Origin of the sequence: Dermacoccus sp. BD5 (assembly GCF_044878485.1) — a bacterium.
In the GTDB taxonomy this organism is placed as follows: domain Bacteria; phylum Actinomycetota; class Actinomycetes; order Actinomycetales; family Dermatophilaceae; genus Dermacoccus; species Dermacoccus nishinomiyaensis.
Genome location: NZ_JANJER010000001.1, coordinates 75,866 through 100,215, shown reverse-complemented (window position 1 = coordinate 100,215; position 24,350 = coordinate 75,866). Strand labels below are relative to the sequence as shown.

The following is a 24,350-nucleotide window of genomic DNA, read 5'->3' as shown; positions in this document are numbered from 1 at the left end:
CCGATAGTGCGCCGTCAGAAGCTCAGGGTGACGCTGCTCCCCTTGGGGGTGCGCGAGCCGCCCGTCGGGGTCTGCGAGCCGACGGTAGAGCCGAGCAGCTCGTCGAGCCAGGACGCCCCGTCGACGTGGAAGCCCGCGTCCTCGAGACGAGAACGGGCCTCGGCGGCCTTCATTCCGGTGACGTCGGGCACGTCGGCCATCTCGACGCCCTTCGAGACGCGCAGCGTGATCGTGTCACCCGTCTTCACCTGGGTTCCGCTCGTCGGGTCGGTGCCGATGACCGAGCCGGAGGGGACGTCGGGCGAGAACTCCTCACGCGTCGTGACCGTCAGGCCGTGCTCCTGCAGCCTCGTCGTCGCGTTCTCCTGCGTCTGCTTCGCCACGTCGGGCAGGTGGAACTCCTCCGGCCCCGAGCTGACGACGAGGGTGACGGTGGTGTCGTGACGGATGTGGGCGCCCGCCGCGGGAGAGACCGACAATACCGTTCCCGCCTCACGGACGTCGTGCCGTTCGGTGTGCGTCACGTGGCCAAAACCCTCACTCTTGAGTTTGGCTTCAGCCTTGTCGCGCTGCAGGCCGGCCACGGCGGGGACATCGACCATCTTCGGTCCGTTGCTCACGACGAGGGTGACGTCGGTGCCGTGACGATGGCTCGAGCCCTGCTCGGGTGAGGTCGAGATGACGCGGCCAGCCGGGACGGAGTCGGAATCAGCCAGCGTGACGCGCGTGTCGAATCCGGCGGAACGGAGGGTCGAAATGGCCTCACCCTGAGGTCGAGCGTTTACCTCGGGGATGTCGGTCGACGTCAGCGGCCCCACCGTCAGGGCGAGCGCGAGGCCGCCGGCGGCGATCGCCGTCACGGCTGCGGCGACCCACGGCCAGCGACGACGACGGCGCGGGCCGCCCGCGGGTGTCGCGCCGAGCGTCTGGGTGGTCGTCGCCGGGATGACGTGCGTGTGGGCAGGGCGCAGCGCCGCGTTCCGGCCTTCGTCAGCACCCTGTGGGCCGGTCGGGGCACCGGTCGGCCTGCCGCCGTCCTGGCCGGTGGCTGGGATGGCACCAGGAGCGATCGTGCCCTCGACGCGATAGGCGTCCGGCGAGGCGGCCGGCACATCGAGCTGGGCGGTTGGCGCGGTGACGTGGGCGGCCGGCGGGGCGGGGTGCCCCAGGGCCTCGGGCGTCAGCCGGGCGCGCGCGGCGTGTAGTTCGTGGGCGGAGGCGGTGGCGTCGGCCGGACGATCGGCGGGCATCTTGCTCGTCGCGCGGGTGAACCAGGCGTCGAGGGGGGCCAGGGACGCGTCAGCGCTCGAGGGTGGATGCGGCGCTTCGTGGACGTGGCGGTAGGCGACCTGGACCGGGGAGTCGCCGTCGAACGAGCGACGCCCCGTCAACATCTCGGCTAGGACGAGGGCGGAGGCGTAGACGTCGCCGCGCGGACCGGAGTGGCCGAATCGGGCGGGTTCCACCTGCTCGGGCGCGAGGTAGGAGGCGGTGCCGATGAGCATCTCGTTGTCGGCGCTCACGGACGAGCGCGCCGACGAGACGGCGCGCGCCAGACCGAAATCGGCGATCTTCACGACCCCGCGCGAGCTGATGAGGATGTTCTCGGGCTTGATGTCGCGGTGGACGAGGCCCGCGTGATGGGCGGCGCCGAGCCCGTCGAGCACCTGCTCGAACAGTGCGAGCAGCTCGCCGGTGGGGCGTCCGCCACGGTTGATGACGTCGCGCATCGTGACGCCGTCGACGAGTTCCATCGCGAGGAACACGACGTCACCGTCGCGCCCCTGGTCGTGGACGGCGACGACGTGCGGGTGGCTGAGCCGTGCGGCGGCGCGCGCCTCGCGCTGGAAGCGGGTGACGAAGGCGGGGTCGCGTGCGAGGTCGGCGCGCAGCACCTTGAACGCGACGTCGCGCTCGAGGCGTGTGTCGTGCGCGACGTAGACGCGCCCCATCCCGCCGTCGGCCAGGTGGCTTCTCACCTGATAGCGGCGTTCGATCAGCTGCCCGATGAGGGGGTCGGCTTGGATCGGCTCCACGAGCGCAGTCTAGGCGGCTCCGCGTGTGCGTCGGCTGTGCACGCCCGCGTCAGGAGAAGCGTTTCATGTGGGTATTGACGCTCGCGACGTACCGGCGGGTGTCGGGGTACAAGCCGTGCGCGCGCACTGCTCCAAGACCTTGGTAGTAGGCGGCGATGGCCTCGTTCTGATCGTGCGCGTGCTCGGTGAGGAAGCGCAGCGTCACGACGCCGGCGGTGATGTTGTCCTGCGTGTCGAGCAGGTCGAGGTGGCGATGCACGATGGAGCCGGCCCACTGCCCGGTCGTGGGCATGACCTGCATCGTGCCGAGGGCGTCGCAGACCGAGACGGCGCTCTGCCGGTGACCCGATTCCTGCCAGCCGATCGCGAGGGCGAGCTTCGGGCTGACGCCGTAGCGCTTCGCGGTCGAGGTGATCATCGCGCGGATCTGCGCCTGCCCGGGCAGGTCGGCCGCGGCGAGCTGTCGGCGGTGGCGGTCACCGGAGGCGACGAGGGACGCCGGATAGCCGCGCGCCGCCGCTGTCCCGGCGTAGCGGACGACGTGCTTCGGCTTCGGGGCGTGCGTCGAGGGGCCCGGGTGCGGCGTGGCTGCGGGTTTCGTCGCCGCACGGGTGGGCTTCGTCGCCGGGTGGGGTGACGGCGTGTGCGCGGCGGAGGTAGCGACGGGGACGCGCAGCGTCGTGCCGGGGAGCAGGCGGCGCAGCTCGATGCCGGGATTCGCCTTGACGATGGCGGCGACGCTGGAGTGCATGCGTCGCGCGATGCCGTAGACGGTGTCGCCGGCGCGCACGTGCGTCGTCGTCATCTTGCGCACCGGCTTCTTCGCGGCGTTCGCGCGGTGTGACGTCGGCGTCTCGGCGTGTGACTGCGGGCCGCGCAGCTGGTGGTGCACGGGCTGGGCGGCGCTGTGGACGGCTACGGGCAGGGCGAGAAGGGCGGGCATGCCTGCCACGCTAGGTCGCGGCTGTGACGTTTTGGTGGAGGCGCGCTCGACGTGCGCCGACGGGACAGTCTCTGGCACCCTGTGAGGGTGAATGACGCAACCACCCCTGATCTCGAGACCCTCGTCGGCGACTGGCTGACCGTGCCCGACCTCGCCGAGGAGCTCGGCATGTCGCTGCGCCAGGTGCGTCAGATGATCGCCGACCGCGAGATCATCGCGAGCCGCGTCGGGGAGCGCAACGTCGTCGCGGTGCCGGCCGCCTTCATCCAGGGCGGCGGCGTGCTCGCCTCGCTCATGGGCACCGTCACGGTGCTCAACGACGGCGGGTTCGACGACGACGAGGCCATCCGCTGGCTGTGCACGCCGGACGAGACCCTCCCGATCGACGGGGCACCGATCGACATGCTGCGCGCGGGCCGCAAGGCCGAGGTGCGCAAGCGCGCCATGGAGGACGCGTTCTGATCGCGAGCTGCCGCGTCAGAACGTGCGGGCCGTCGTCGACTCGATGAACGCCTCCAGCGCGGCGTAGGCGTCGGCAGGCACCTGGCTGCGCACGCCGTCCAACGCCGCGCGGGCCCGCTGAGCGCCCTCGGCGATGCGCGCTTCGACGGCGTCGACGGCCCCTGATTCGCGAGCGAGCACACGGATGCGTTCTACCTCGTCCTCGCGCAGGTCGTCGTGGCCGAAACGCTCGGCGAAGAACGTGCCGACCTCCGGCTCGTCACCGGCGGCGTCGAGCAGGTGCGCGACGAGGACGGTGCGCTTGCCCTCGCGCAGGTCGTCGCCGGCGGGCTTGCCCGTCTGGGCCGGGTCGCCGAAGACGCCGAGCAGGTCGTCACGCAGCTGGTAGGCCTCACCGAGCGCGAGACCGTACTGCGACAGGGCCTGCGTGACGTCGGGGGAGGCGCCCGCGCTCGCCGCACCGATGAGCAGGGGGTGCTCCATCGTGTACTTGGCGCTCTTGAAACGGATGACGCGCAGCGCACGCTCGATGCGCTCGGGCGTGCCCATCGTCGCCCAGGGCGTCGAGGCCTCGAGGACGTCGAGGAACTGACCGCCCATGAGCTGCGTGCGCATGAGGTCGAAGACGGCGCGGCCGCGCGCGACCTCGTCGGCGGGCAGGCCGCTCGTCGCGTACATCTCGTCGGCCCACGTCAGGCACAGGTCGCCGGCCAGGATGGCGCCGGCCTCGCCGAAGCGGTCGGCGTCCCCGTCGAGACCGCGGCTGCGGTGCGCGGCGGCCATCGCCCGGTGCGCGGCGGGCATGCCGCGTCGGGTGTCGCTCGCGTCCATGACGTCGTCGTGCAGCAACGCGGCGGCCTGGAACAGCTCCATCGACGCGGCGCAGCGCACGAGGGCGTCGCTGTCGGCTCCACCGGCGGCGCGGTAACCCCAGTACAGGAACGACGCACGCACACGCTTGCCTCCGCGCAGGAGGGTGGCGACAGCGTCGAGCATGAGGTCGGTCTGGCCGCCGAGGGGGGCGAGGACGTCGCGCTGATGGCTCACCTCGGCATCGAGGGTCTCCTGCAGTCGTTCGAGCAGGCGCGGCGCATCGAGAGAGTCGGGCACGGTGCGTTTCCTTTTCCAGATCGGCTACCCGTGAGCCTACGCGTAGCGGCGTGGGAACCGCGACCTGACGGGGTTGTCAGACGTCGGTCGTACATTCTTCTCATCGAACAGAAGTTCGATTTTTCGTGGGGAGGGCTCTGCCCCCCACCGATGAGGAGGTCGTGTGATGCGCGAGTACGACGACGTCGTCGCCATGGGGGTCGACGCGTGCGGCAGGCCCGTGGTCTTCGAGTGGCGCGGGCGTCGCTATCGGGTGACGCAGGTGCTCGACACCTGGCGTGAACGGGTGCCGTGGTGGCGTGATCCGGCCCGTCCCACGACACCTGACGAGCAGGGCGCCCCTGACGTCCAGCGCCGGCTCGAGCAACGCACCTGGCGTGTCGAGGCTACGGCCGGGCGCCGCGCCTCGAGCGGGGTCTTCCACCTCGTGCACGACGGTGAGCGCTGGTCGCTGCGCGCCCTCACCGACTGAGCTCATCGACTGAACCGCCCGTTCCCGCCCCATCGACGAAGGAAGTGCCCCATGGCGACCCTGACCACAGCCCCGACCACGTCGACGTCGGCCACCTCGACGAACGACGTCCCCGCCGTCTGCTCCACCGATCTGCTCGACCTCGTCGCGCGTTCCCACGACACCCTCGTCGAGGCCTGCACCGTCTCGACGAGTTCGCAGCGCTACGTCGCGGCGCATCTCGCAGCGCTGCGCGCCGCTGCTGGGTTGCTCGCGTGGAAGGCGCCGCGCAGCCTCAGCTCCAAGCCGCGCAGTGCGTGGGTGACGCTCGCCCAGCACGCGCCCGAGCTGGGTGAATGGGCGGCGTTCTTCACCGAGAGCGGGCGCCGCAGCCGCGCCGTGAGCGCAGGCATCCTCGTGCCCGCCGCACGAGAGGCCGACGATCTCGTGCGGCAGGCCGAGACGTTCCTGCAGATCGTCCTCGAGCACGCCGGTCTCCCGCCGCTCGCGCCGGTCGGTTCGCGCATGACCCCGGTCCAGGTGAGGTGAGCCATGCAGTTCACGCACCTTCGGGTCGCCTCGTCGTACTCGCTGCAGTACGGCACGACCCCACCCGCGACACTCGTCGCCCGCGCCGCCGAGCTCGGGTACGGACGCCTCGCGCTCACCGACCGCGACGGTCTGTACGGCAGCGTCAAGTTCGTCGAGGCGTGCACCGCCGCAGGCCTCGAGCCGATCCTCGGCGTCGACCTCGCGCTGGCGCCCGAGCGCGTGCTGCGGGCGCGTACCCCCGCCAAGGGTGGCCCGGCGCGGGACGAGCGGAGCCCGCGCGTCACCGTCCTCGCCCGCGGTGCGGCGTCGGGGCTCGCGCCGGGGCTGGGGTGGGCCCAGCTGTGCCGTCTCGTCACCGACGCTCATCTGAGCGGTGAGCGCGGCGCGCCCGCCACGAGTCTCGACCGGGTGGCCGCGCACGTCACGCACGAGAGCGAACCGAATCAGCCGGCACTCACGGTGCTCCTCGGCCCGGATTCGGACGTCGGGCAGGCACTCCTGCGCGGTCGTCACGCCGAGGCCGAGGCCCTGGTGCGTCGCTGGCGAACCGCTCTCCCGCACGGCGCGCTCGCCCTCGAGGTGGCCTGCCACGACGGCCCGCCCGAGGTGATGGCCAGTCGGCGTCACGCGACGAACCTGTGGCGCCTCGCCAGTCGGTGCGGCGTGCCCGCCGTGCTGAGCGGCTGGGTGCGCCATGGTGAGGTCGACGAGGCGATCACTGCCGACCTCCTCGACGCGGCGCGTCGTGGGGTGGCGCTCGACCTGCGTCACCTGGATCGCACGAGCGTTCAGGGCCATCTGCGCCCTGAGGCGCAGATGCTGACGCAGGCCGAGGCGCTCGCTGAAGGGCTGGGTGATCTCGGCGCCGCGCTCGAGCTCGTCGGGGCGAGCGACCGGCTGGCGCAGGCGTGCGTCCAGCACCCGTTCCGCGACATCGGCATCGGGGCGGTGCACCTGCCCGAGGTCGAGGTGCTGGGCCTGACGGGCACCGACCCGCAGCGGGTGCTCACCGAGCGCTGTCACGCCGCGGTGAACGGACGCTACCCGCACGCGTCGGAGGCGAAACGGCGCGAGGTGCTGGAGCGGCTCGAGGAGGAGCTCGACGTGGTGCGTCACCTCGGGTATCCGACGTACTTCCTCACCGTCGCGCAGGTCTGCGACCTCATCCGCGACATGGGCGGGCGCGTCGCGGCCCGCGGGTCGGGCGCGGGCAGCCTCATCACCTACCTGCTCGGCATCAGCGGGGTCGACCCCATCGAGCACCGACTGCTCATGGAGCGGTTCTGCACGAGGGCCCGCGCGTCGCTGCCCGACATCGACATCGACGTCGAGTCGGCGCGCCGCACCGAGATCTACGAACGCATCATGGAGCGCTTCGGCGGGGAGCGGGTGACGTGCGTGTCGATGATGGAGACCTACCGGGTGCGCCACGCCATCCGTGACGCCGGTGCCGCGCTCGGGATGGTGCCGGCCGACGTCGACGTCATCGCGAAGGCCTTCCCGCACGTCGCGGCCCGTGACGTGCGGCACGCGATCGAGGAGCTGCCCGAGCTGCGGGCGCGCGGGCTCGCCGAACCGGAGCTCGACCGGCTGTTCGACCTCGTCGAGCGCCTCGACGGGCTGCCGCGGCACATCGCGCTGCATCCGTGCGGGGTGATCCTGTCGAACGCCGGGCTGGCGCAGCGCACGCCGATGGAGGCGAGCTGGCTCGGTTTCCCGATGAGTCAGTTCGACAAGGACGACGTCGAGACGCTGGGGCTGCTCAAGCTCGACGTGCTCGGCATCCGCATGCAGTCGGCCATGGCCCACGCCGTCGCCGAGATCGAACGCGTCGAGGGTGCCGTCGTCGACCTCGACGACCCCGAGTGCGTGCCGTTCGACGACGAGGCCACCTTCGAACTCATCCGCACGACGCGCACCCTGGGGTGCTTCCAGATCGAGTCGCCCGGGCAGCGGGAACTCATCGGCAAGTTCGGGCCGCAGCGCTTCGAAGACCTCATCATCGACATCTCGCTGTTCCGCCCCGGGCCGGTCAAGAGCGACATGATCACTCCGTTCCTGCGCGCGCGGCAGGGGTGGGCGCCGCCCGAGTACCTGCACGAGAGTCTGCGCCCGGCGCTGGAGGAGACGATGGGTGTCGTCGTCTTCCACGAACAGGTGCTGCGCATCTTCGCGCAGACGACCGGCATCACGTTGGCGCAGGCCGACGAGGTGCGACGGGCGATGGGCTCGAGCGCCGGGCAGGAGAAGATCGAACTGTGGTGGCGCGAGGCCGCGCAGCACCGCGGCTACACGAGTGCGGAACGCGACCGCATCTGGGAGGTACTCGCCGCGTTCGCCTCGTTCGGTTTCTGCAAGGCGCACGCCGCCGCGTTCGCCGTCCCCACCTACCAGTCGGCGTGGTTGAAGACCCATCACCTCGCCGCGTTCGTCGCAGGCGTTCTCACCCACGACCCGGGGATGTACCCCAAGCGACTCATCCTCGCCGACGTGCGGACGTTCGGCGTGCCCGTGCTGGGCGTCGACATCAACGCCTCGCGCCGCGAGTACCGCATCGAGCGCGTGCCGGGCGAGGGCAGCGAGGACGACCATCTCGGGTTGCGCATCGGTTTCCTCGACGTCAAGGGTATGAGCGAGCGCGAGATGACGTCACTCGTGGAGGGCCAGCCCTACACGAGCCTGACGGACGTGTGGCGCCGGGCGGGTCTGAACCGGCCCGTCGTCGAGCGGTTGCTGCTCGTCGGCGCCTTCGACGCACTGCACGGCACCGGACGACCCGGCGTATGCGGCGCACCGACGCGGCGAGATCTGCTGCTCGAGCTCGACGACCTCGAACGGTTGGATCGGCACGCCTCGGCGCGTCTGACGCGTGGCGCTCGCCGTCGCATGATCAGTTCGGCCCCGGGCGTGGGCGCGTCTGTGAACGCGGACGGGGACGTAGGAACGGTGATGGCTTTCGACAGCGTCGAGGCGGCGCGTCGTCAGGCGCAGGGGCGACGGCCGCACGAGCGGTACGAGACGCACGGCTCGCAGCTGGCCTTCGACATGCTCGACGACGGTGAGGCGGTGAGCAGTGGCCTGCCCGAGTTCACCCCGGCCGAGAAGGTGCGGGCCGAGCTCGACATCCTCGGGTTGGACGTCAGCGGGCACGTCATGCAGTTCTACGCGCCTCTCGTGCGGGCGTTGGGCGTCAGCCGGGCCTGTGACCTCGCGTCGCTGCACGGCGGCGAGACGGTGTGGTGCGCCGGCATCAAGGTCGCCACGCAGACACCGCCGGTGCGTTCGGGGCGACGCGTCATCTTCCTCACCGTCGACGACGGTACGGGCCCGGCCGACGCGACGTTCTTCGAGGACGTCCAGGGCCCCTACGCCGACACGGTCTTCCACGCGTGGATGCTCCTCGTGCGGGGCGTCGTGCGCCGCACCGGCCCGCGTGGGGTCTCGATCCGCGCGACGGGAGCGTGGGATCTGGCGCAGGCGTGGAAGGCGTGGGAGCACGACGGCGAGGCCGGGGTCCACCGTCTCGTCGAGGAGAGCGAGCGGCGCGGGGCGGAGCGCTCGGTCGGGGCCGCGCGCGGGCGGCGTCAGCTCGTGCACGCGTCGGGGTTCGCGCAGTCGCCGTACACCGACATCAAACCGGCGGGGGAGGCGCTTCGTGCCTCGCGCGCCGAACTGCCCGGCGAGGGTGAGGCTCCGTCACACCTGTGGCACGCGAGCCCGGGAAGCTCAGGAGGATGGAAACGATGATCCTGCACGTCGACATGGACGCCTTTTACGCCTCGGCGTCGCTCATCGAGCGCCCCGAACTCGTGGGCACCCCCGTCATCGTCGGGGGTGCGGGTCGCGGGGTGGTGCTGTCCGCCACGTACGAGGCGCGACGGTTCGGGGTGAACTCCGGCATGCCCATGGGGCGCGCGCGCAGGCTGTGCCCGCAGGCGGTGGTGCTGCCACCCGACGCCGAGCTGTACTCGCGCATCTCGGGAGCCGTCATGCACCTGTTCGCTCAGGTGACGCCGCTCGTCGAACCCATCTCACTCGACGAGGCGTTCCTCGACGTGAGCGGGGTGGCACCGACACCGCGTCAGGCGGTTGCGCTCGGGCACCAACTGCGTGACGCCGTCGCGGACGAGCAGATGATCACGTGCTCGGTCGGCATCGCGCCGGTCAAGTTCGTCGCCAAGCTGGCCTCGACGCGCGCGAAACCTGACGGGCTGCTCCTCGTCGAGCGCCACGAGACCCTCGACTTCCTCCACCCGCTGCCCGTCGAGGCGCTGTGGGGCGTGGGTGAGACGACGAAGGAGAAACTGCATCGCCTCGGGCTGCGCACCGTCGGCGATGTCGCACACCTGCCCGAACGCACGCTCGTGCGCGCCCTCGGGCAGAGCGCGGGCGTCACCCTGCACCGCCTCGCCTGGGGGCATGACGAGCGCCGCGTCGTCCCGCACGAACCCGAGCGCAGCATCGGTTCGGACGAGACGTTTCCCGCCGACCTCGACGACGCCGTCGAGATCAAGCGCGAGCTGCTCAAGCTGAGTGATCGGGTGGCGGCGCGGATGCGGGCGGCGCAGGTCGCGGGTCGGACGGTCGTACTCAAGGTGAGGTTCTCGGACTTCACGACGATCACGCGCTCGCGCACGCTGCCCGAGCACACCGACGTCAGCCGCGAGATCTACGACGTCGCAGCGCAATTGTTCGACGCGCTCGCCCTGCAGCGCGCGCGGGTGCGGCTCGTCGGGGTGCGGGTGCAGGGGTTGAAGGACGTGCGTCAGACGTCGCGGCAGATCCGGCTCGGGGAGCGGGAGAACGGATGGCGGGAGGCGGATCGGGCGATCGATCGGGCGAGCGCGCGCTTCGGGGCAGGCATCGTGCGCCCGGCGAGCCTCGTCGGATGAGCGGGCACGGGCGGCCCATGGCGGCAGGCTCTGGCGTGAAAGGTCAGGGTGTGATGCACTTTCCCCGTCGTGCACCGCGCTGCAGTGCTACAACTGACGTTATGTGTCACCCGCCGCACGAGCTGTGCATCATGTGGGGTGACGAAGGGATGGAGGGCCACCATGCCGTTGTCCGAGCATGAGTTGCGCACGTTGGAGCAGCTCGAGGCGCAGCTTTCCGCCGAGGATCCCAAGTTCGCCTCGGCGATGCAGGCCGACCCGGAGCGCCGCCGTCGACGTAGGCGCGCCCTCTTCGCCGGCGCGGTGTGCCTCGGGGGTCTCGGCCTCACCGCGGCCGGCACGTACTCCTCGCACATGTGGATGGGTCTGGTCGGCATGCTCGTCATCGCCGCCGGTGCTCTGCTGTCCGTGCAGACGCCGTCACGGCCCGCCCTGTACGTCGTCGACCCGAACTCGTTCGAGGGCATCACGGCCCAGACCGGCGCGCACCCCGCGTCACGGATGGCGCGTCCGGCGCGCACCGCTCGGCCGCGCTCGTCGGCTCCCCGTCGGCAGGGTGACTTCATGCAGCGGATGGAGCAGCGCTGGGAGCGTCGCCGCTACGAGAACCAGGGATGGTGAATCGGCAGCGGCGTCGCTGAGGTGAGCGCCCGCTGCTCGCCTGCAGCGATGACGCTCAGCGCGCCCCGCGCTCACCGCGCCAGCACGAACGCTGCGATGGCCCAGCCGACGGCGATCGTCACGGCTGCGGCCAGTTCGATGCCCACCGACGTCAGTGCTGCCCGGATGGCGACGCGGGTCGCTGCCCACGCCTGCGTGCGATCACGCAGTCGTGCGCTCTCCGCCAAGAACACGCCGATGACGAAGCCCAGCAGCAGCCCGATCACGGGGACGACGAAGACGCCGACCACCGCGCACACGAGACCGACGATGTTGCTGCGCCGCGCAACCCCACCCCGCGAGAGCTGACGCCCCGGCACGAGAACCTGCACGACATAGCCTGCGACAGCGAGGACGCACGCGACAGCGAACACCACCCATGCCGCCGTGCTCGACTGGCCGATGGCCCAGACGAGCACGCCGAGCACGACGCACGCGAGGCCCGGTAGGACGGGCACGATGAGGCCGGCGATGCCGACCGCGACGAGCAGGGCCGCACCGAGCGTCGTCAAGGTTTCTGTGGAGACCACCATGGTGTTCATCATGGCCCATCAGCGCATCGCTGCGCCCGAGATCACCGCCGTCGCGCGACGCCAGTCGCACGGCACCGATCGCGCGACACCCATCGCGCGAGGCCTCATGCCCGGGTGCGTCCGACAGTGCCCCCGGCATGCGTTCGGCCCCGCGCCTCGATGATCGAGGACGCGGGGCCGAACGGTTCGCTGTGCCGAAGGGGCGAGATGCTCAGACCTCGCTGAGGCGGGGGGTTTCGTCGACGACCTCGACGGCGACCTCCCGCAGCTTGTCGAGGTGCTCACGGCCGTGGTGGCCGCAGAAGCGCAGTTCGAGACCTTCGGACATGACGGCCTTGATGAACGCCTGGGCGCCACAGCGGTCGCAGCGGTCGGCGGCGGTCATCGTCTGTTCCATCGTTGCGGTCATATCCATCCTCCTCGTCGGACGGCGCGGGGGCCGTCGCACGCGTATTCGTGAACCCACACGAATGTGGTTCTCGACAATGCATAACAGTCTTCCACGTGGAGGCATTCCCGCGAAGCCGGTTTCGATCTGCGGGCGTCCTCGCGCGCCCGAGCGATTGCCTCGACCCGCGTGCACCCGCGGCCGCACACCACCATGCACACCACATGCCGGAGCGCCCACGAGGGGCGCCTTGCGCGTGGCGACGCGGAACGACAGGGTTCGTCCGATAGCGTAGCGAGGCACATGCCGAGTGTGCGCGTGACGAAGGTCAAGGAGATTCCCCAGGTGTCGCCCAGCGAGAACCAAGAGAACTACACCGCCCGCCACCTCCAGGTGCTCGAGGGGCTCGAGGCCGTCCGCAAGCGTCCCGGCATGTACATCGGCTCGACCGACGGTCGCGGCCTCATGCACTGCCTCTGGGAGATCATCGACAACGCCGTCGACGAGGCGCTCGGCGGGTACTGCGACCGCATCGAGGTCATTCTCCTGCCCGACGGCTCCGTCGAGGTGCGCGACAACGGCCGCGGCATTCCCGTCGACGTCGAGCCGCGCACGGGCCTGTCGGGTGTCGAGGTCGTCTTCACGAAACTGCACGCGGGCGGCAAGTTCGGTGGCGGGTCCTACACGGCCTCCGGTGGTCTGCACGGCGTCGGTGCATCCGTCGTCAACGCGCTCAGTTCGCGTCTCGACGTCGAGGTCGACCGTGCGAGCAAGACGTACGGCATGAGTTTCCGCCGCGGCGAGCCCGGCACGTTCGCCGACGGCGACTCCTCCGATCCGCTCGCGAAGAGCCCGACGAACCCGTTCACGCCGTTCGAGTCCGGCAGCCAGCTCGAGGTTGTCGGCAAGGCCAGGCGCGGCGTCACCGGTTCGCGCGTGCGCTATTGGGCCGACACGACGATCTTCCTCAAGACCGCGCAGTTCGACTACGACCAGCTCATCGCGCGCGCTCGTCAGACGAGTTTCCTCGTGCCGGGCCTCACCATCATCATTCGTGACGAGCGGGGCCTCGCCGGTACGCCGGGGGAGAACGGTCCGCACGAGGAGACCTTCCTCCACGACGGCGGCATCAGCGAGTTCTGCGAGTACCTCGCGCCTGACACGGCCGTCACCGGCATCTGGCGCCTGCAGGGCAGCGGGTCGTTCACCGAGACGGTGCCGGTGCTCGACGAATCGAGCGGCCACATGACGAGCCAGGACGTGACGCGCGAGTGCGGCGTCGACATCGCGCTGCGTTGGGGCACCGGGTACGAGACGAAGGTGCGCAGCTTCGTCAACATCATCGCGACGCCGAAGGGTGGCACGCACAACACCGGTTTCGAGCAGGCGCTCATGAAGGTGTTCAAGAAGCAGCTCGAGGTCAACGCGCGCAAGCTCAAGGTCGGCAATGACAAGGTCGAGAAGGACGACGTCCTCGCGGGCCTGACGGCCGTCGTCACCGTCCGCCTCGCGGAGCCGCAGTTCGAGGGCCAGACGAAGGAGGTGCTCGGCACCGCGGCCGTGCGTGCCATCGTCAGCAAGGTCGTCGAGAAGGAGCTGAGCGCGCACCTGACGTCGACGAAGCGTGACGACAAGGCGCAGGCCGCGCTACTGCTGGAGAAGGTCGTCGCCGAGATGAAGTCGCGCATCAGCGCGCGCGCCCACAAGGAGACGCAGCGTCGCAAGACGGCGCTCGAATCCTCGAGCCTGCCGGGCAAGCTGAAGGACTGCCGCTCGACCGACGGTGAGCGCAGCGAGCTGTTCATCGTCGAGGGCGACTCGGCGCTCGGTACGGGCATGGCGGCGCGCAACTCGGAGTACCAGGCGCTGCTGCCGATCCGCGGCAAGATCCTCAACGTGCAGAAGGCGTCCGTCGGCGACATGCTGAAGAACGCGGAGTGCGCCTCGATCATCCAGGTCGTCGGAGGGGGTTCGGGGCGCAGTTTCGACCTCGACATGGTGCGCTACGGCAAGATCATCCTCATGACGGACGCCGACGTCGACGGCGCCCACATCCGCACGCTGCTGCTGACGTTGTTCTTCCGCTACATGCGTCCGCTCGTCGCGGCGGGGCGCGTGTACGCAGCGATGCCGCCGCTGCACCGTCTCGAGGTGAGCGCGCAGGGCCGCGCGAAGGGTGAGGTCATCTACACCTATTCCGAGGACGAGATGCGAGCCACCGTCGCGGCGTGGGAGAAGAAGGGCCGCACGTTCAAGCAGCCGCAGCGCTACAAGGGCCTCGGTGAGATGGACGCCGACCAGCTCGCGGAGACGACGATGGACCCGCGCCACCGCACGCTGCGTCGTGTCACGCTCAAGGACGCCGAGATGGCCGAGCAGGTGTTCGACCTGCTCATGGGCAGCGAGGTCGCGCCGCGCAAGGATTTCATCATCTCCAGCGCCAACGATCTCGACACCGAGCGCATCGACGCATGAGTTCGACTCGGCTGCAACGGTTTCGCTCGGTTCTCGCCGATACGCGGCCGTTGCGCAACCCCGCCTTCCGGCGGTTGTGGATCGCCGACATCGTCACCGTCGTCGGCGCCCAGCTGACGATCGTGTCCGTGCCCGCGCAGATCTACGCGCAGACGCGCGATTCGAGTTACGTCGGGCTGACGGGGTTGTTCGGCCTGGTGCCGCTCATCGTGTTCGGCCTGTACGGCGGATCGCTCGCCGACGCGCACGATCGTCGACGGATCCTGCTGTTCACCTCGGGCGGCTTGGTCGTCGCGAGCGCGCTGTTCTGGGCGCAGGCGGCAGCGGGCGGCGTCAACGTCTGGGTGCTGCTGTATCTGTTCGCAGCACAGCAGGCGTTGTTCGCGCTGCATCAACCGGCGTTGCAGTCGTCGCTGCCGCGCCTGCTCGAACCCGAGTTACTGCCCGCCGCGAACTCGCTGCTCATGACGGTCGCGATGGCCGGTGGCATTGCCGGCCCGCTGCTCGCCGGCGCGCTCATCCCCGTGCTCGGTTTCTCGTGGATGTACGCGATCGACACGATCTGCCTGCTCTCGACGCTGTGGGCCGTGTTCCGCATGCCCGCGCTGCCGCCGATCGGTGAGGTCGTCAAGGCCGGTTTTTCGTCGGTTCTCGACGGGTTGCGCTACCTGACGCGTCACCCCGTCCTGCTCGCGAGCTTCGTCGTCGACCTCATCGCGATGGTGTTCGGCATGCCGCGCTCGGAGTTTCCCCAGATCGCGCACGAGTCGTTCGGCGGTCCGCTCGGGGGTGGTTTCGCGTTCGCGTGGCTGTTCGCGGCGATCCCCGTCGGCGCCGTGCTCGGCGGCGTGTTCTCCGGGTGGGTGTCGCGCGTGCGACGACACGGCGTCGCCGTGCTGGCCGCGGTGCTCGTGTGGGGCCTCGCCATCATCGGGTTCGGTGCGGCGGTAGCGCTCGCGAACGGGCGCGTCGACGTCGTGTTCTGGCTCGCGTTCATCGCCCTCGTCATCGCAGGTGCGGCCGACATGGTCTCCGCGGCCTTCCGCACGTCGATGCTTCAGACGGCCGCGAGCGACGAGGTGCGCGGGCGGCTGCAGGGCGTGTTCCTCGTCGTCGTCGCCGGCGGCCCACGCATCGCGGACGTCATCCACGGCGCCGGCGCGACCGCGATCGGAGCGGCGACGACGGCGTGGCTCGGCGGCGTGTGCGTCGTCTTCGGTGTCATGCTCGTGGGCCTGCTCGTCCCGTCCTTCCGGCGGTATCGACTCGCTGCCTGAGTCGTGGGGCGCGCCGGGCCGAACCGGGTGCGGCAACCGTGATGTGGCTTCGTCGGTCTCGGGCAGGGGTGTCCGCGATGACGGCTGGCCGGGCGAGTGGGGCCGTCCCTGTCGTTTGGCGCCGTGTGTGGTCAGGCTGAGCGTCGGCGGATGGCCGATCTGGACGGTCCTACGAATGAAGTTTTTCCCCTTAACTTCCGCTAGTTTAGGTCCATGCCTTCACTCCGATCCTCTCTCGTGGTGCTGACGGCGGATCAGGTCGACAGCCGCTCTGGCGGCGACGCCGTGCCCTCCGCCCTGCGAGCGCTGCGCGCTCTCCCGTCGAGCGGGGGGTCTGCGCGCGGCTTCGCGCGGACGGCGGGGGATGAGATCCAGGCCCTGTTCACGCGTTCGAGCGATACGGTCGAGGCGCTCGAACGGCTGGCGCGCCTCGGGTGCTGGCGGGTGGGGGTCGGCATCGGCGCGGTCGTGACGCCCGTACCCGACGATGTGCGTGCCGCCTCGGGTGAGGCGTTCATCGCGGCGCGTGAGGCGGTCGAGACATCCCGGCTCGTGCCGGCGCGCGTGGCCGTTCGGGCTCCTTCGGCGCCCGAGGCAGGGGCCGACCTCGACGCGGCGCTGGCGCTGCTGCACCTGCTCTGGCATCGCCGCACACCTGCCGGGTGGGCTGTTGCCGAGTTGTTGGGGCAGGGGCTGACGGGGCGCGAGGTCGCCGCCGCACTCGACATCACCCCCTCGGCCGTCAGCCAACGCGCGCGGGCCGCAGCCGTCGAGGAGAGCGACGCCGGCATGCGCCTCGCCGCGCGCCTCATGGACGCTGCGCGCGCTCGCCCTGCTGAGGGGCGGCGCCGCTCGAGAGTCGACATGCTCTGATCGTGTGCGCCCGCGGCATGACGGCTTTGGGCGCGCTCGGATCACCAGCCCGGCCCTCACCCGGCTCGGTGTTGCGCCTGACGGAACGGATCGTCCCGGCCTGTGTCCTCACCACTGTCGGTGGCGGCGTCTACCGTCGGGTCATGGATGTCAGGGATGTTCTCGTCGTCGCGCTGTTCGGGTCACTGGCGCTCGCGGGTGGTGGTGTCGTGACGACGCTCGTGTTCCGCAGCGTCGATCGGCGGGCGTCCGAGGTGGGGGAGAGCCTGCCGGAGTCCTCGGACGGGGTCGCACAGGCCGCCACGATCCTGCGCGGCGGCGCGTGGATCGGCGCGCTCGAGCGGTTGGCGATCTTCGCGGGGCTCGTCGCGTCGTGGCCGGAGGCGATCGCGATCGTTCTCGCCGTCAAGGGGCTCGGGCGTTATCCGGAGCTGCGCAGTGGCGAGAAGTCGGCCGTCGCCGAGCGGTTCATCATCGGCACGTTCGTCAGCGTCCTGTGGGCGTGCGGCTGCGCGGGTCTCGTGGCGTGGTTGCGCACCTGAGCCCCTGGCAGCGCGGCGTCCCTCGCTCAACGTCGGCGAGGTGCCGCTGACGCCGCCGTCACGATCGGGCTGCGGCCTTCTTCGCCGCCTTCATCTCACGTTTCATCTCACGTTTCGTCTCGCGAACCTTCTGCAGTGAGTCGGCGTCGACGACGTCGGCCACCGAGCGGAACGAGCCGTCCTCGGCGAAGGGGGCCGACGCTCTTGCGCCAGCCGTCGGGGCGGACGTCGAGTTGTTTGCCGAGCAGGGCCGCGAAGATGCACGCTTTCTGGTCGCCGAATCCGGGCAGCGCCTAGAGTCGCCTCAGCAGTTCGGCGGCGTCGTCCGTTGCCCAGATGGCGCGGGTGTCGCCGTCGTAGTCGTCGCGCACGGCGGCGGCGAGCTTCTGCACGCGCTCTGCCATCGAGCGGCCGTAACGGTGAAGAGCGGGAGGCGTCGTGCACTTCTCGACGAACTCACCCGGTTCGATCGCGGCGATCTTCGTCGGATCGAGCGTGCCGAACCGGTCGTAGATCTTGGCGGGGCCGCAGAACACCGCCTCCATCGCGATCTGCTGCTCGAGCAGCATCCCGACGAGCAGCCCGAACGGGTGCTCCGAGATGACTGCGTCGGCACGGTCGTTCTGGGCGATGTGCAATCGGGGCATGCAGGAATCATCGGGCGGCTCGGCGCAAGGAACATGTCGATGTCACCACCTCGTGAGAGGATCACGCCAGATCACTCAGCGAGCGAAACGACGACGACATGACACTGTTCAGGCGCGCCGATGTCGGTGACGACGAACTGCAGCACCTCAAGGTCTCTCTGGACCTCAAGTCGGTGTGGCATGCCACCTGGATCGTCATCGGCGCCCTCGCCCTGCTCACCGCCCTCGGTTATCTGACGGGGTCGGCGGGTTCGGTCGTCTTCAACGTCGTCATGGCGTTCTTCCTCGCCGCAGCCATCGAACCGGCCGTGTCGCGCTTCGCGAAGCACATGCCGCGTGCGCTCGCGACGGGTCTCGTCGTCCTGCTGCTCGCGTGCGCCGTCGTCGGGTTCTTCGCCGCGTTCGGGGGCCTCCTCGTCGACGAGGTGCAGGCGCTCATCAGTGCGGCGCCCGGCCTGGTCACCGATTGCGTCGACTGGGTCAACCGCAAGTTCGACACCGACTACGACATCAACAAGCTGCTCTCGAGCGTCAACCTGACGCCCGACAACGTCGCGAACTACGGTTCGCAGCTGGCCGGCGGCGTCCTCGGGCTCGTGACGAGCGTCGTGTCGACGGCGTTCAACCTGTTCGTCCTCATCTTCTTCACCTGTTACATCTCGGCCGGCCTGCCGCGTCTGCGCACCTGGGTGGCAGGGCTGTTCCCGCCGCGTCAGCAACGCGTCGTGCTGACGGTGTGGGAGGTGTTCGTCGCAAAGGTCGGCGGGTACGTCGCGGCGCGCTTCATCCTCGCGACGATCTCGGCGACGATCCACTGCACGTTCATGATGCTGATCGGCATGCCGTACTGGCTGGCTCTCGGGTTGTGGACGGGCATCATCGCGCAGTTCGTGCCCAACATCGGCACGTACATCTCGATCGTCCTGCCCGTCCTCGTCGGCGCGACGAGCGACAAACCGATCAACGGCCTGTTCGTCCTCATCTTCGCGATCGTCTACCAGCAGATCGAGAACGTCACGATCGAACCGAACATCAGCGCACGCGCCGTCGACGTCCACCCGGCCGTCTCGTTCGCATCCGCCCTCGCAGGCGCGAACATGTTCGGCCTCGCCGGCGGTTTGCTCGGTGTGCCCGCCGCCGCGACGGCCATGGCCATCCTCGACCTCTACAAGACGCGCTACGAGGTGAAGAGCTCGACGCTCGACGCCGCGCAACGCGACGCGAAGAAGGATCTCGACGACGACTCTCCGACGAATGACGACCCGCCGGGCCAGCGCGACCCCGTCGAACTCGTCGAACCCGCGGAGGCCGACTCAGCAGCCGATGCTGCGCCTGACCGTGCCGTCAACACTGAGGCAGGCGGGTCGACGAAGGCATGACGCCCTGAGCATGTGATCGAGGAGAACTCAGCTCACCCGCGCGCCATAGGACGCGGACGGTTTCGCGTCCTTGAGGCACGAGTCGCGAAGCGGCTCACCGACGACCGACGTGACGGCCAGGGTCGTTCCGTCGGGCAGGGAGACGAGCCACCCATCCTGGCGGTCGGCTACGGGTACCCCGATGTCGTTGACGGGGGCCATCGTCAGGCCCGGATGGCGCTCGCGCCACCACGTCTCTGCCACCTGAGCGACGGGCGGCAGGTCGATTCGCCCGCGGTGTGTGGTCGATGAGAACGACTGCTGCACAGCAGGATCGAGCGTCGAAGTCATCGTCGTCGTCGCGAGCTGAGCGGCCGCCTGACCAGTGAGCCGGCCAAACGTCTGGCCGCTCGGCAGATGGATTGCCGTCGGCGCGAACCGATGTCCGCCGATGTGCGAGACCTCCCACACGTTGTCGGGTGCGGCGGCATGCGCAGCCTCCGCGACGGGCCGGGCACGGACGGCACAGCAGGCATCGCGGCGGCCGTTCGTGCACACGAGCAGCACAGGCTCGGGGCGTGCGGCGAAACCGAAAGACGCCAACCTCGCGCGATCTGCCACATCGCCGGTGAGCAGACCTGTCACGTCTTCGCGTCGCAGGGCCGCTTCGACGAGCCACGGGTCGTCACCGAAACCACCGCTGACGAACACCCGGGCCGTCTCACCCGCCACGGCATGTCGCCCGACACGACGGATGAGGTACAGCGTTGCGTCCGCAGGTTGCGGCAGCCCGGAATCGCCGACGGCATCGCGTCCCCACGCGCCCGGCACCTCGACGGCGACGATGACGCGCGCCACCTTCGCCGTCCCCCACGCAGGCATGCCAGCCGCTTCCCAATCGAGCGAGCACGAACTGGGTGACGTCATCATGCCCCCAGCCTAGAGGCGCGCCAAGGCACGATGGGTCTCGCGCTCTGATGCGAGCGCCTCAGATGACACGCGCTCAGCAGAACCCTGGCCGTCACCCGGCGCGCCGCCGCAGCTGCGTCACGTGGTGGTGGTTGTGTCAGTCCTGACTGGCACAGCGGCAACCAAGTGACTCAGCTGTCGATCCGAACTACCAGGGGCCGCCATAGAGGCCCGCAGCGCCCCGCGCCAGCACCCACCCCGCCGAACGTCAGGCGTCGTCACCGTCGAACAGACTGAGGCGGTTTCCGTCGTCGCCGATCGCACCGTCGCCGGCGTCGTCGCCCGCCGTCACCGGCGTCTGCTCGGCCACTTCGGCGGACGACGCATCGGCGGCCACCGACGCGTAGGGCGCCGTCGTGCCGATCGCGGCGATCTGGCCGGGGGCGGTGTCGCCGGAACCGTCGCGCTTGCCGTCGGCGTCGTCGAGGGTGAGCAGCTTGCCGATCGCCTTGCCCGAAGCATCCGCCGCGCGCGCCGGCGCGGAGCCGACCCACGCGAACGTCAGGTGGTTCTCGCCGCGCAGGAAGCGGTGGGCGCGGACGCCGGCTGTCGCGCGTCCCTTGGCGGGGAACTCGGTGAACGGCGCGACTTTGAGCGAGGTGATCTCACCGTTCGGCGAGCTCGGGTGCCCTGCGCCGGTGACGACGATGCCGTCGCGCGAGACGGATCCGAAGAAGATCGCTCGTGCGCCGGCACCGAGCTTGATGCCGGCGACGCCGCCGCCGGTGCGGCCCTGCGGGCGCACGTTCGCAGCGTTGAAGTGCAGCAGTTGCGCCTCGTTGGTGACGAACGTCAGCTCCTCGGTGCCGGTCTGCAGTTCGACGGCGCCGACGACGGCGTCGTCGCCCTTGAGCGTGATGACCTCCATGATCGGCTTGTTCGCGTACTCCGTCGTCACGCGCTTGACGACGCCCGCCGCGGTGCCGAGTGCGAGGCCGGGGGAGTCGGCGCGCAGCGACGTCACCGTCAGCACCTTCTCGCCGGGTGCGAGGTCGACGAACGCGGCGACGGGCGCGCCGCCGTCGAGGACGGGCGCCTCGTGCGTGTCGACGAGGTGCGGCAGTTCGAGCGCGCTGACACGGAACAGCCGACCTGCGGACGTGACGACGCCGAACTCACCGCGCGCGCTGGTGCGCGCGGCGGCGAGGACGACGTCGTGCTTGCGGCGGCCACCGTCGGTCGACAGCGGATCGGCCGAGGTGGTGCGCGCGATGAGGCCGGTTGACGACAGCAGCACCCAGCACGGGTCGTCGGGGATCTCGAGCGGCATCGACGACTTGGATGCCGACTTCGCTACCGCCTGGGCGCCGTTGCCCTCGAGCAGGACAGTGCGACGCGGCGTCCCGAATTCCTTGGCGACGGCGAGCAGCTCGTCGCAGACGACCTTGTGCAGCAGTTTGACGTCGGCGAGGATCGCGCGCAGCTTCTCGATCTCGGCGCGCAGCTCGTCGGCTTCCTTCTCGAGCTCGAGGCGGCTGAACTTCGTGAGGCGGCGCAGCTGCAGGTCGAGAATGTACGTCGCCTGCGCCTCGGACAGGTCGAACACCTGCATGAGGCGCGCCCGCGCCGTCGCGGAGTCGTCGGAGGAGCGGATGATCTGGATGACCTCGTCGATGTCGAGGATCGCGATGAGCAGGCCGTCGACGAGGTGGAGGCGGTCCTCCTTCTTGCCGAGGCGGTGCGTGGTGCGTCGGCGCACGACGTCGATGCGGAAGTCCGTGTAGACGCGCAGCAGCTCCTTGAGCCCGAGGGTGCGCGGCTGGCCGTCGACGAGTGCGACGTTGTTGATGCCGAAGCTCTCCTCCATCGGCGTCAGCTTGTAGAGCTGCTCGAGCACCGCTTCGGGGTTGAAGCCGTTCTTCAGTTCGATGACGAGGCGCAGGCCGTGGTGGCGGTCGGACAGGTCCTTGACGTCGGAGACGCCCTGCAGTTTCTTCTGCCCGACGAGGTCTTTCATCTTGTCGATGACCTTCTCGGGCCCGACGAGGTACGGCAGTTCGGTGACGACGATGCCCTTGCGGCGCGGCGTGACGTTCTCGATCGTCGCCGTCGCGCGCGTGCGGAACGTGCCGCGGCCGGTGAGGTAGGCGTCGCGGATGCCGTCGAGGCCGATGATGCGCCCGCCCATCGGCAGGTCGGGGCCCGGCACGAAGCGCATGAGGTCGTCGAGGCTGCAGTCGGGGTTCTTGATGAGGTGGACCGCGGCCTGCACGACCTCGCCGAGGTTGTGCGGCGCCATGTTCGTCGCCATGCCTACGGCGATACCGCTCGCGCCGTTGACGAGCAGGTTCGGGAACGCGGCGGGCAGGACGGACGGTTGTTGCAGCGAGTCGTCGTAGTTGGGCACGAAGTCGACGGTGTTCTCGTCGAGGCCGGCCACGAGCGTCAGCGATGCGGGCGCGAGACGCGCCTCGGTGTAACGCGACGCCGCGGGGCCCTGGTCGAGCGAGCCGAAGTTGCCATGCCCGTCGATCAGCGGCAGGCGCATCGTGAAGTCCTGCGCCATGCGCACGAGCGTGTCGTAGATCGCCGAGTCGCCGTGCGGGTGGTACTTGCCCATGACCTCCCCGACGACGCGCGAGGACTTGACGTGGTTCTTGTTCGGCGTCAGGCCGAGTTCGTCCATCGAGAACAGGATGCGCCGCTGCACCGGCTTGAGCCCGTCACGCGCGTCGGGAAGGGCACGCGAGTAGATGACGGAGTAGCTGTACTCGAGGAAAGCCGCCCGCATCTCGTCCTCGACATCGATGTCGATGATGTTCTCGACGATGTCCTCGTCCGGCATCTCGGGCTTCTTCGTGCGTGCCACTGCGCTTCCTCACTAGCTCGCTGACGCCCGGTGCCCGGGCAGGGTGCATCGCTCATCCTCGCGCATCCGCGCGCTGACGGGGGTTCGCGACACGCGGCGGGGGCGTGAGCGCGCTCGTGGCAGTCATGTCTCTATGTCTTTTGCATTAGGACATAGAGACACAAGACGCCCCAGGCGTCGTCCACAGCACGCCGCTCCCGCGCTGCGCGGGCAGCCGCGGGTTTGCTCAGCCCCGAGGGGACGACGCGCGGCCGCTACTACCTTCCGGGCGAACTCTCGAAGAACGTCGTACGCGAGGCGCGCGGCGAGCGCACCCTCGTCGACCCGTACCCCGACCTCATGCGGCAGATTCGCGCGAACCTGCTGTAGGGGTGCCGGCTTGGCTGGCATGATGGCTGACGTGACTCAGAACACCAATGGTGCCGACGGAGCGGCGAGCCCAGGAGCCCTCACGCGCGTCGTGGATGGTGCGCTCACCAAGTAGAACGCGGCGGTGGATGCATACGTGCGGAAGCTGCGCGGATGGAGTCAGGGAGCAAACGGGGGTAAGCGCGACGGCTCACCTGCGGCGGCCCTTCGGGCGGCTGAGAAGCAGTACCTCGCAGCCGTGACAGGCATGGGGGCAGGCTCGGCGCGGCAGCTGCCGCGCCCGGTGTCGGGACAGCCCTGAGCCTTGTCGTTTCCACCGCCGAAATGGGCGCCAACCTGGAAACCACGGCGCTCCTCGTCCTCACCTACGCGGCGATTCACAATCTCGATGTGGACGACTTGGAACGACGCCGTGCCCTGTTCTATGGCGTGGCCCTCGGCAACGCCGGCAGCGTCGCAGTCGAGAAGATCGCCGGGAGAACCGGACCGCACTGGGCAAAAAGTGCCGTCAACGCGGTGAGCAGGGACACCCTCGCGAAGATCAACGGCGTTCTCGGACCCCATTTCGTGACGAAGTACGGAACGAGGCGCGGGGTGCTGGTCCTTGGCCGAGTCGCCCCCCTCGGGGTGGGGGCCGCCATTGGTGCGGGAGGAAACGCGGCGTTCGGCCAGCTCACGATCCGCACGGCTCGTCGTGCATTCGGGCCGCCTCCGCAGGAGTGGCCAGCGCGTTTCGCATGGGATCCCAGCGGGATGGACGCCTCGGGTCCACAAGACGACTACGCAGAGGCGTCACGCGAGTGGGAAGCAGGCGGGGACGCTGAACTGTGGGACGCCGTCGCAGGGGATGGGCTCGACGCCGAAGGCAGCCGGGCCGGCTGAATGGCTCGGGTGTCGTCGCCCCGCTCGCCGTTCAGACCCCGGTCGGCCCCATGGTGGCCGGACGCCGCCTTGCGGCTTCACCTGGACATGGAGGTCGTGCGCGCACGTTGACGCCCGATCGC

Annotated in this window: 20 protein-coding genes and 1 pseudogene; 13 read left to right on the top strand and 8 right to left on the bottom strand. The window is 69.8% G+C overall.

From position 1 onward, the window contains the following. Positions 1-14 precede the first annotated feature (14 nt). Both pknB and NQ706_RS00420 read right to left on the bottom strand, forming a co-directional pair. Positions 15-2,036, bottom strand: coding sequence for a Stk1 family PASTA domain-containing Ser/Thr kinase (gene pknB / locus NQ706_RS00425; protein WP_038567814.1), 2,022 nt, complete (start codon positions 2,034-2,036; stop codon positions 15-17). Positions 2,037-2,085: 49 nt separating this feature from the next. Next, entirely contained in the window at positions 2,086-2,979 is an 894-nt protein-coding gene (locus NQ706_RS00420; protein ID WP_051805798.1) for a transglycosylase SLT domain-containing protein, read from the bottom strand. Between the two features lie 87 nt (positions 2,980-3,066). On the opposite strand from NQ706_RS00420, the gene NQ706_RS00415 reads away from it, so the two are divergent. Beyond that, entirely contained in the window at positions 3,067-3,441 is a 375-nt protein-coding gene (locus NQ706_RS00415; protein ID WP_038567815.1) for an Rv2175c family DNA-binding protein, read from the top strand. A gap of 15 nt (positions 3,442-3,456) precedes the next feature. Here NQ706_RS00415 and NQ706_RS00410 read toward each other — a convergent pair whose 3' ends face one another. Further along, positions 3,457-4,551 (bottom strand): polyprenyl synthetase family protein, encoded by a 1,095-nt coding sequence (locus NQ706_RS00410; protein ID WP_038567817.1) that lies wholly within the window; start codon positions 4,549-4,551, stop codon positions 3,457-3,459. A 166-nt stretch (positions 4,552-4,717) separates the two neighbouring features. On the opposite strand from NQ706_RS00410, the gene NQ706_RS00405 reads away from it, so the two are divergent. From NQ706_RS00405 to NQ706_RS00385, 5 genes are all read left to right on the top strand, one after another. Next, entirely contained in the window at positions 4,718-5,023 is a 306-nt protein-coding gene (locus NQ706_RS00405) for a DUF6504 family protein (RefSeq protein ID WP_051805800.1), read from the top strand. 51 nt (positions 5,024-5,074) lie between these two features. Beyond that, positions 5,075-5,551 carry an SAV_6107 family HEPN domain-containing protein gene (locus tag NQ706_RS00400; RefSeq protein ID WP_051805802.1) on the top strand — a complete coding sequence of 159 codons (477 nt, stop codon included), beginning with the start codon at positions 5,075-5,077 and terminating at the stop codon, positions 5,549-5,551. Between the two features lie 3 nt (positions 5,552-5,554). Then, on the top strand, positions 5,555-9,301 hold the full coding sequence (locus NQ706_RS00395) for a DNA polymerase III subunit alpha (RefSeq protein WP_038567821.1): 3,747 nt from the start codon (positions 5,555-5,557) through the stop codon (positions 9,299-9,301). Continuing rightward, on the top strand, positions 9,298-10,446 hold the full coding sequence (gene dinB, locus NQ706_RS00390) for a DNA polymerase IV (protein ID WP_038567823.1): 1,149 nt from the start codon (positions 9,298-9,300) through the stop codon (positions 10,444-10,446). The genes NQ706_RS00395 and dinB overlap by 4 nt, the downstream gene beginning before the upstream one ends. Before the next feature lie 162 nt (positions 10,447-10,608). Further along, complete coding sequence (locus NQ706_RS00385) at positions 10,609-11,067, top strand: DUF3040 domain-containing protein (RefSeq protein ID WP_038567824.1); 459 nt, start codon at positions 10,609-10,611, stop codon at positions 11,065-11,067. A gap of 71 nt (positions 11,068-11,138) precedes the next feature. Here the strand turns inward: NQ706_RS00385 and NQ706_RS00380 are convergent, their stop codons facing one another. Together NQ706_RS00380 and NQ706_RS00375 are read right to left on the bottom strand one after the other, a co-directional pair. Then, positions 11,139-11,639 carry a DUF456 domain-containing protein gene (locus tag NQ706_RS00380; RefSeq protein ID WP_235182023.1) on the bottom strand — a complete coding sequence of 167 codons (501 nt, stop codon included), beginning with the start codon at positions 11,637-11,639 and terminating at the stop codon, positions 11,139-11,141. A gap of 211 nt (positions 11,640-11,850) precedes the next feature. After that, positions 11,851-12,048, bottom strand: coding sequence for a hypothetical protein (locus NQ706_RS00375; RefSeq protein WP_038567826.1), 198 nt, complete (start codon positions 12,046-12,048; stop codon positions 11,851-11,853). Between the two features lie 282 nt (positions 12,049-12,330). On the opposite strand from NQ706_RS00375, the gene NQ706_RS00370 reads away from it, so the two are divergent. From NQ706_RS00370 to NQ706_RS00355, 4 genes are all read left to right on the top strand, one after another. After that, positions 12,331-14,502 carry a type IIA DNA topoisomerase subunit B gene (locus tag NQ706_RS00370; protein ID WP_051805806.1) on the top strand — a complete coding sequence of 724 codons (2,172 nt, stop codon included), beginning with the start codon at positions 12,331-12,333 and terminating at the stop codon, positions 14,500-14,502. Then, positions 14,499-15,779: an MFS transporter gene (locus tag NQ706_RS00365; RefSeq protein ID WP_038567828.1), complete on the top strand. Its 1,281-nt coding sequence runs from the start codon at positions 14,499-14,501 to the stop codon at positions 15,777-15,779. The genes NQ706_RS00370 and NQ706_RS00365 overlap by 4 nt, the downstream gene beginning before the upstream one ends. Positions 15,780-15,992: 213 nt before the next feature. Continuing rightward, positions 15,993-16,652 (top strand): hypothetical protein, encoded by a 660-nt coding sequence (locus tag NQ706_RS00360; protein WP_038567829.1) that lies wholly within the window; start codon positions 15,993-15,995, stop codon positions 16,650-16,652. A gap of 143 nt (positions 16,653-16,795) precedes the next feature. Next, positions 16,796-17,194 (top strand): hypothetical protein, encoded by a 399-nt coding sequence (locus NQ706_RS00355; protein WP_139023656.1) that lies wholly within the window; start codon positions 16,796-16,798, stop codon positions 17,192-17,194. Positions 17,195-17,252: 58 nt separating this feature from the next. Here NQ706_RS00355 and NQ706_RS00350 read toward each other — a convergent pair. Continuing rightward, positions 17,253-17,841: pseudogene (locus NQ706_RS00350) on the bottom strand (HhH-GPD-type base excision DNA repair protein). A 98-nt stretch (positions 17,842-17,939) separates the two neighbouring features. Between NQ706_RS00350 and NQ706_RS00345 the strand changes: the two are divergent. Continuing rightward, positions 17,940-19,220: an AI-2E family transporter gene (locus tag NQ706_RS00345; protein ID WP_051805810.1), complete on the top strand. Its 1,281-nt coding sequence runs from the start codon at positions 17,940-17,942 to the stop codon at positions 19,218-19,220. Between the two features lie 27 nt (positions 19,221-19,247). On the opposite strand, the gene NQ706_RS00340 is transcribed toward NQ706_RS00345, so the two are convergent. Together NQ706_RS00340 and NQ706_RS00335 are read right to left on the bottom strand one after the other, a co-directional pair. Next, on the bottom strand, positions 19,248-20,129 hold the full coding sequence (locus NQ706_RS00340; protein WP_051805812.1) for a sucrase ferredoxin: 882 nt from the start codon (positions 20,127-20,129) through the stop codon (positions 19,248-19,250). 247 nt (positions 20,130-20,376) lie between these two features. Next, positions 20,377-22,953 (bottom strand): DNA topoisomerase (ATP-hydrolyzing) subunit A, encoded by a 2,577-nt coding sequence (locus NQ706_RS00335; protein WP_235182040.1) that lies wholly within the window; start codon positions 22,951-22,953, stop codon positions 20,377-20,379. Positions 22,954-23,199: 246 nt separating this feature from the next. On the opposite strand from NQ706_RS00335, the gene NQ706_RS00330 reads away from it, so the two are divergent. After that, positions 23,200-23,346: a hypothetical protein gene (locus NQ706_RS00330; RefSeq protein ID WP_200874248.1), complete on the top strand. Its 147-nt coding sequence runs from the start codon at positions 23,200-23,202 to the stop codon at positions 23,344-23,346. Positions 23,347-23,670: 324 nt separating this feature from the next. Beyond that, on the top strand, positions 23,671-24,228 hold the full coding sequence (locus tag NQ706_RS00325) for a hypothetical protein (RefSeq protein ID WP_200874249.1): 558 nt from the start codon (positions 23,671-23,673) through the stop codon (positions 24,226-24,228). The last annotated feature ends 122 nt before the right edge of the window (positions 24,229-24,350 follow it).

Excerpts from the sequence above, each read along its gene's own strand:
- NQ706_RS00375 (WP_038567826.1), bottom strand. The coding sequence starts at position 12,048 with ATGACCGCAACGATGGAACAGACGATGACCGCCGCCGACCGCTGCGAC.
- NQ706_RS00385 (WP_038567824.1), top strand. The coding sequence starts at position 10,609 with ATGCCGTTGTCCGAGCATGAGTTGCGCACGTTGGAGCAGCTCGAGGCG.
- NQ706_RS00325 (WP_200874249.1), top strand. The coding sequence starts at position 23,671 with ATGGGCGCCAACCTGGAAACCACGGCGCTCCTCGTCCTCACCTACGCG.
- NQ706_RS00395 (WP_038567821.1), top strand. The coding sequence starts at position 5,555 with ATGCAGTTCACGCACCTTCGGGTCGCCTCGTCGTACTCGCTGCAGTAC.
- NQ706_RS00400 (WP_051805802.1), top strand. The coding sequence starts at position 5,075 with ATGGCGACCCTGACCACAGCCCCGACCACGTCGACGTCGGCCACCTCG.
- NQ706_RS00345 (WP_051805810.1), top strand. The coding sequence starts at position 17,940 with ATGACACTGTTCAGGCGCGCCGATGTCGGTGACGACGAACTGCAGCAC.
- NQ706_RS00355 (WP_139023656.1), top strand. The coding sequence starts at position 16,796 with ATGGATGTCAGGGATGTTCTCGTCGTCGCGCTGTTCGGGTCACTGGCG.
- NQ706_RS00340 (WP_051805812.1), bottom strand. The coding sequence starts at position 20,129 with ATGATGACGTCACCCAGTTCGTGCTCGCTCGATTGGGAAGCGGCTGGC.
- NQ706_RS00335 (WP_235182040.1), bottom strand. The coding sequence starts at position 22,953 with ATGCCGGACGAGGACATCGTCGAGAACATCATCGACATCGATGTCGAG.
- NQ706_RS00405 (WP_051805800.1), top strand. The coding sequence starts at position 4,718 with ATGCGCGAGTACGACGACGTCGTCGCCATGGGGGTCGACGCGTGCGGC.
- NQ706_RS00370 (WP_051805806.1), top strand. The coding sequence starts at position 12,331 with ATGCCGAGTGTGCGCGTGACGAAGGTCAAGGAGATTCCCCAGGTGTCG.
- dinB (WP_038567823.1), top strand. The coding sequence starts at position 9,298 with ATGATCCTGCACGTCGACATGGACGCCTTTTACGCCTCGGCGTCGCTC.
- NQ706_RS00420 (WP_051805798.1), bottom strand. The coding sequence starts at position 2,979 with ATGCCCGCCCTTCTCGCCCTGCCCGTAGCCGTCCACAGCGCCGCCCAG.
- NQ706_RS00360 (WP_038567829.1), top strand. The coding sequence starts at position 15,993 with ATGCCTTCACTCCGATCCTCTCTCGTGGTGCTGACGGCGGATCAGGTC.
- NQ706_RS00365 (WP_038567828.1), top strand. The coding sequence starts at position 14,499 with ATGAGTTCGACTCGGCTGCAACGGTTTCGCTCGGTTCTCGCCGATACG.
- NQ706_RS00380 (WP_235182023.1), bottom strand. The coding sequence starts at position 11,639 with ATGGTGGTCTCCACAGAAACCTTGACGACGCTCGGTGCGGCCCTGCTC.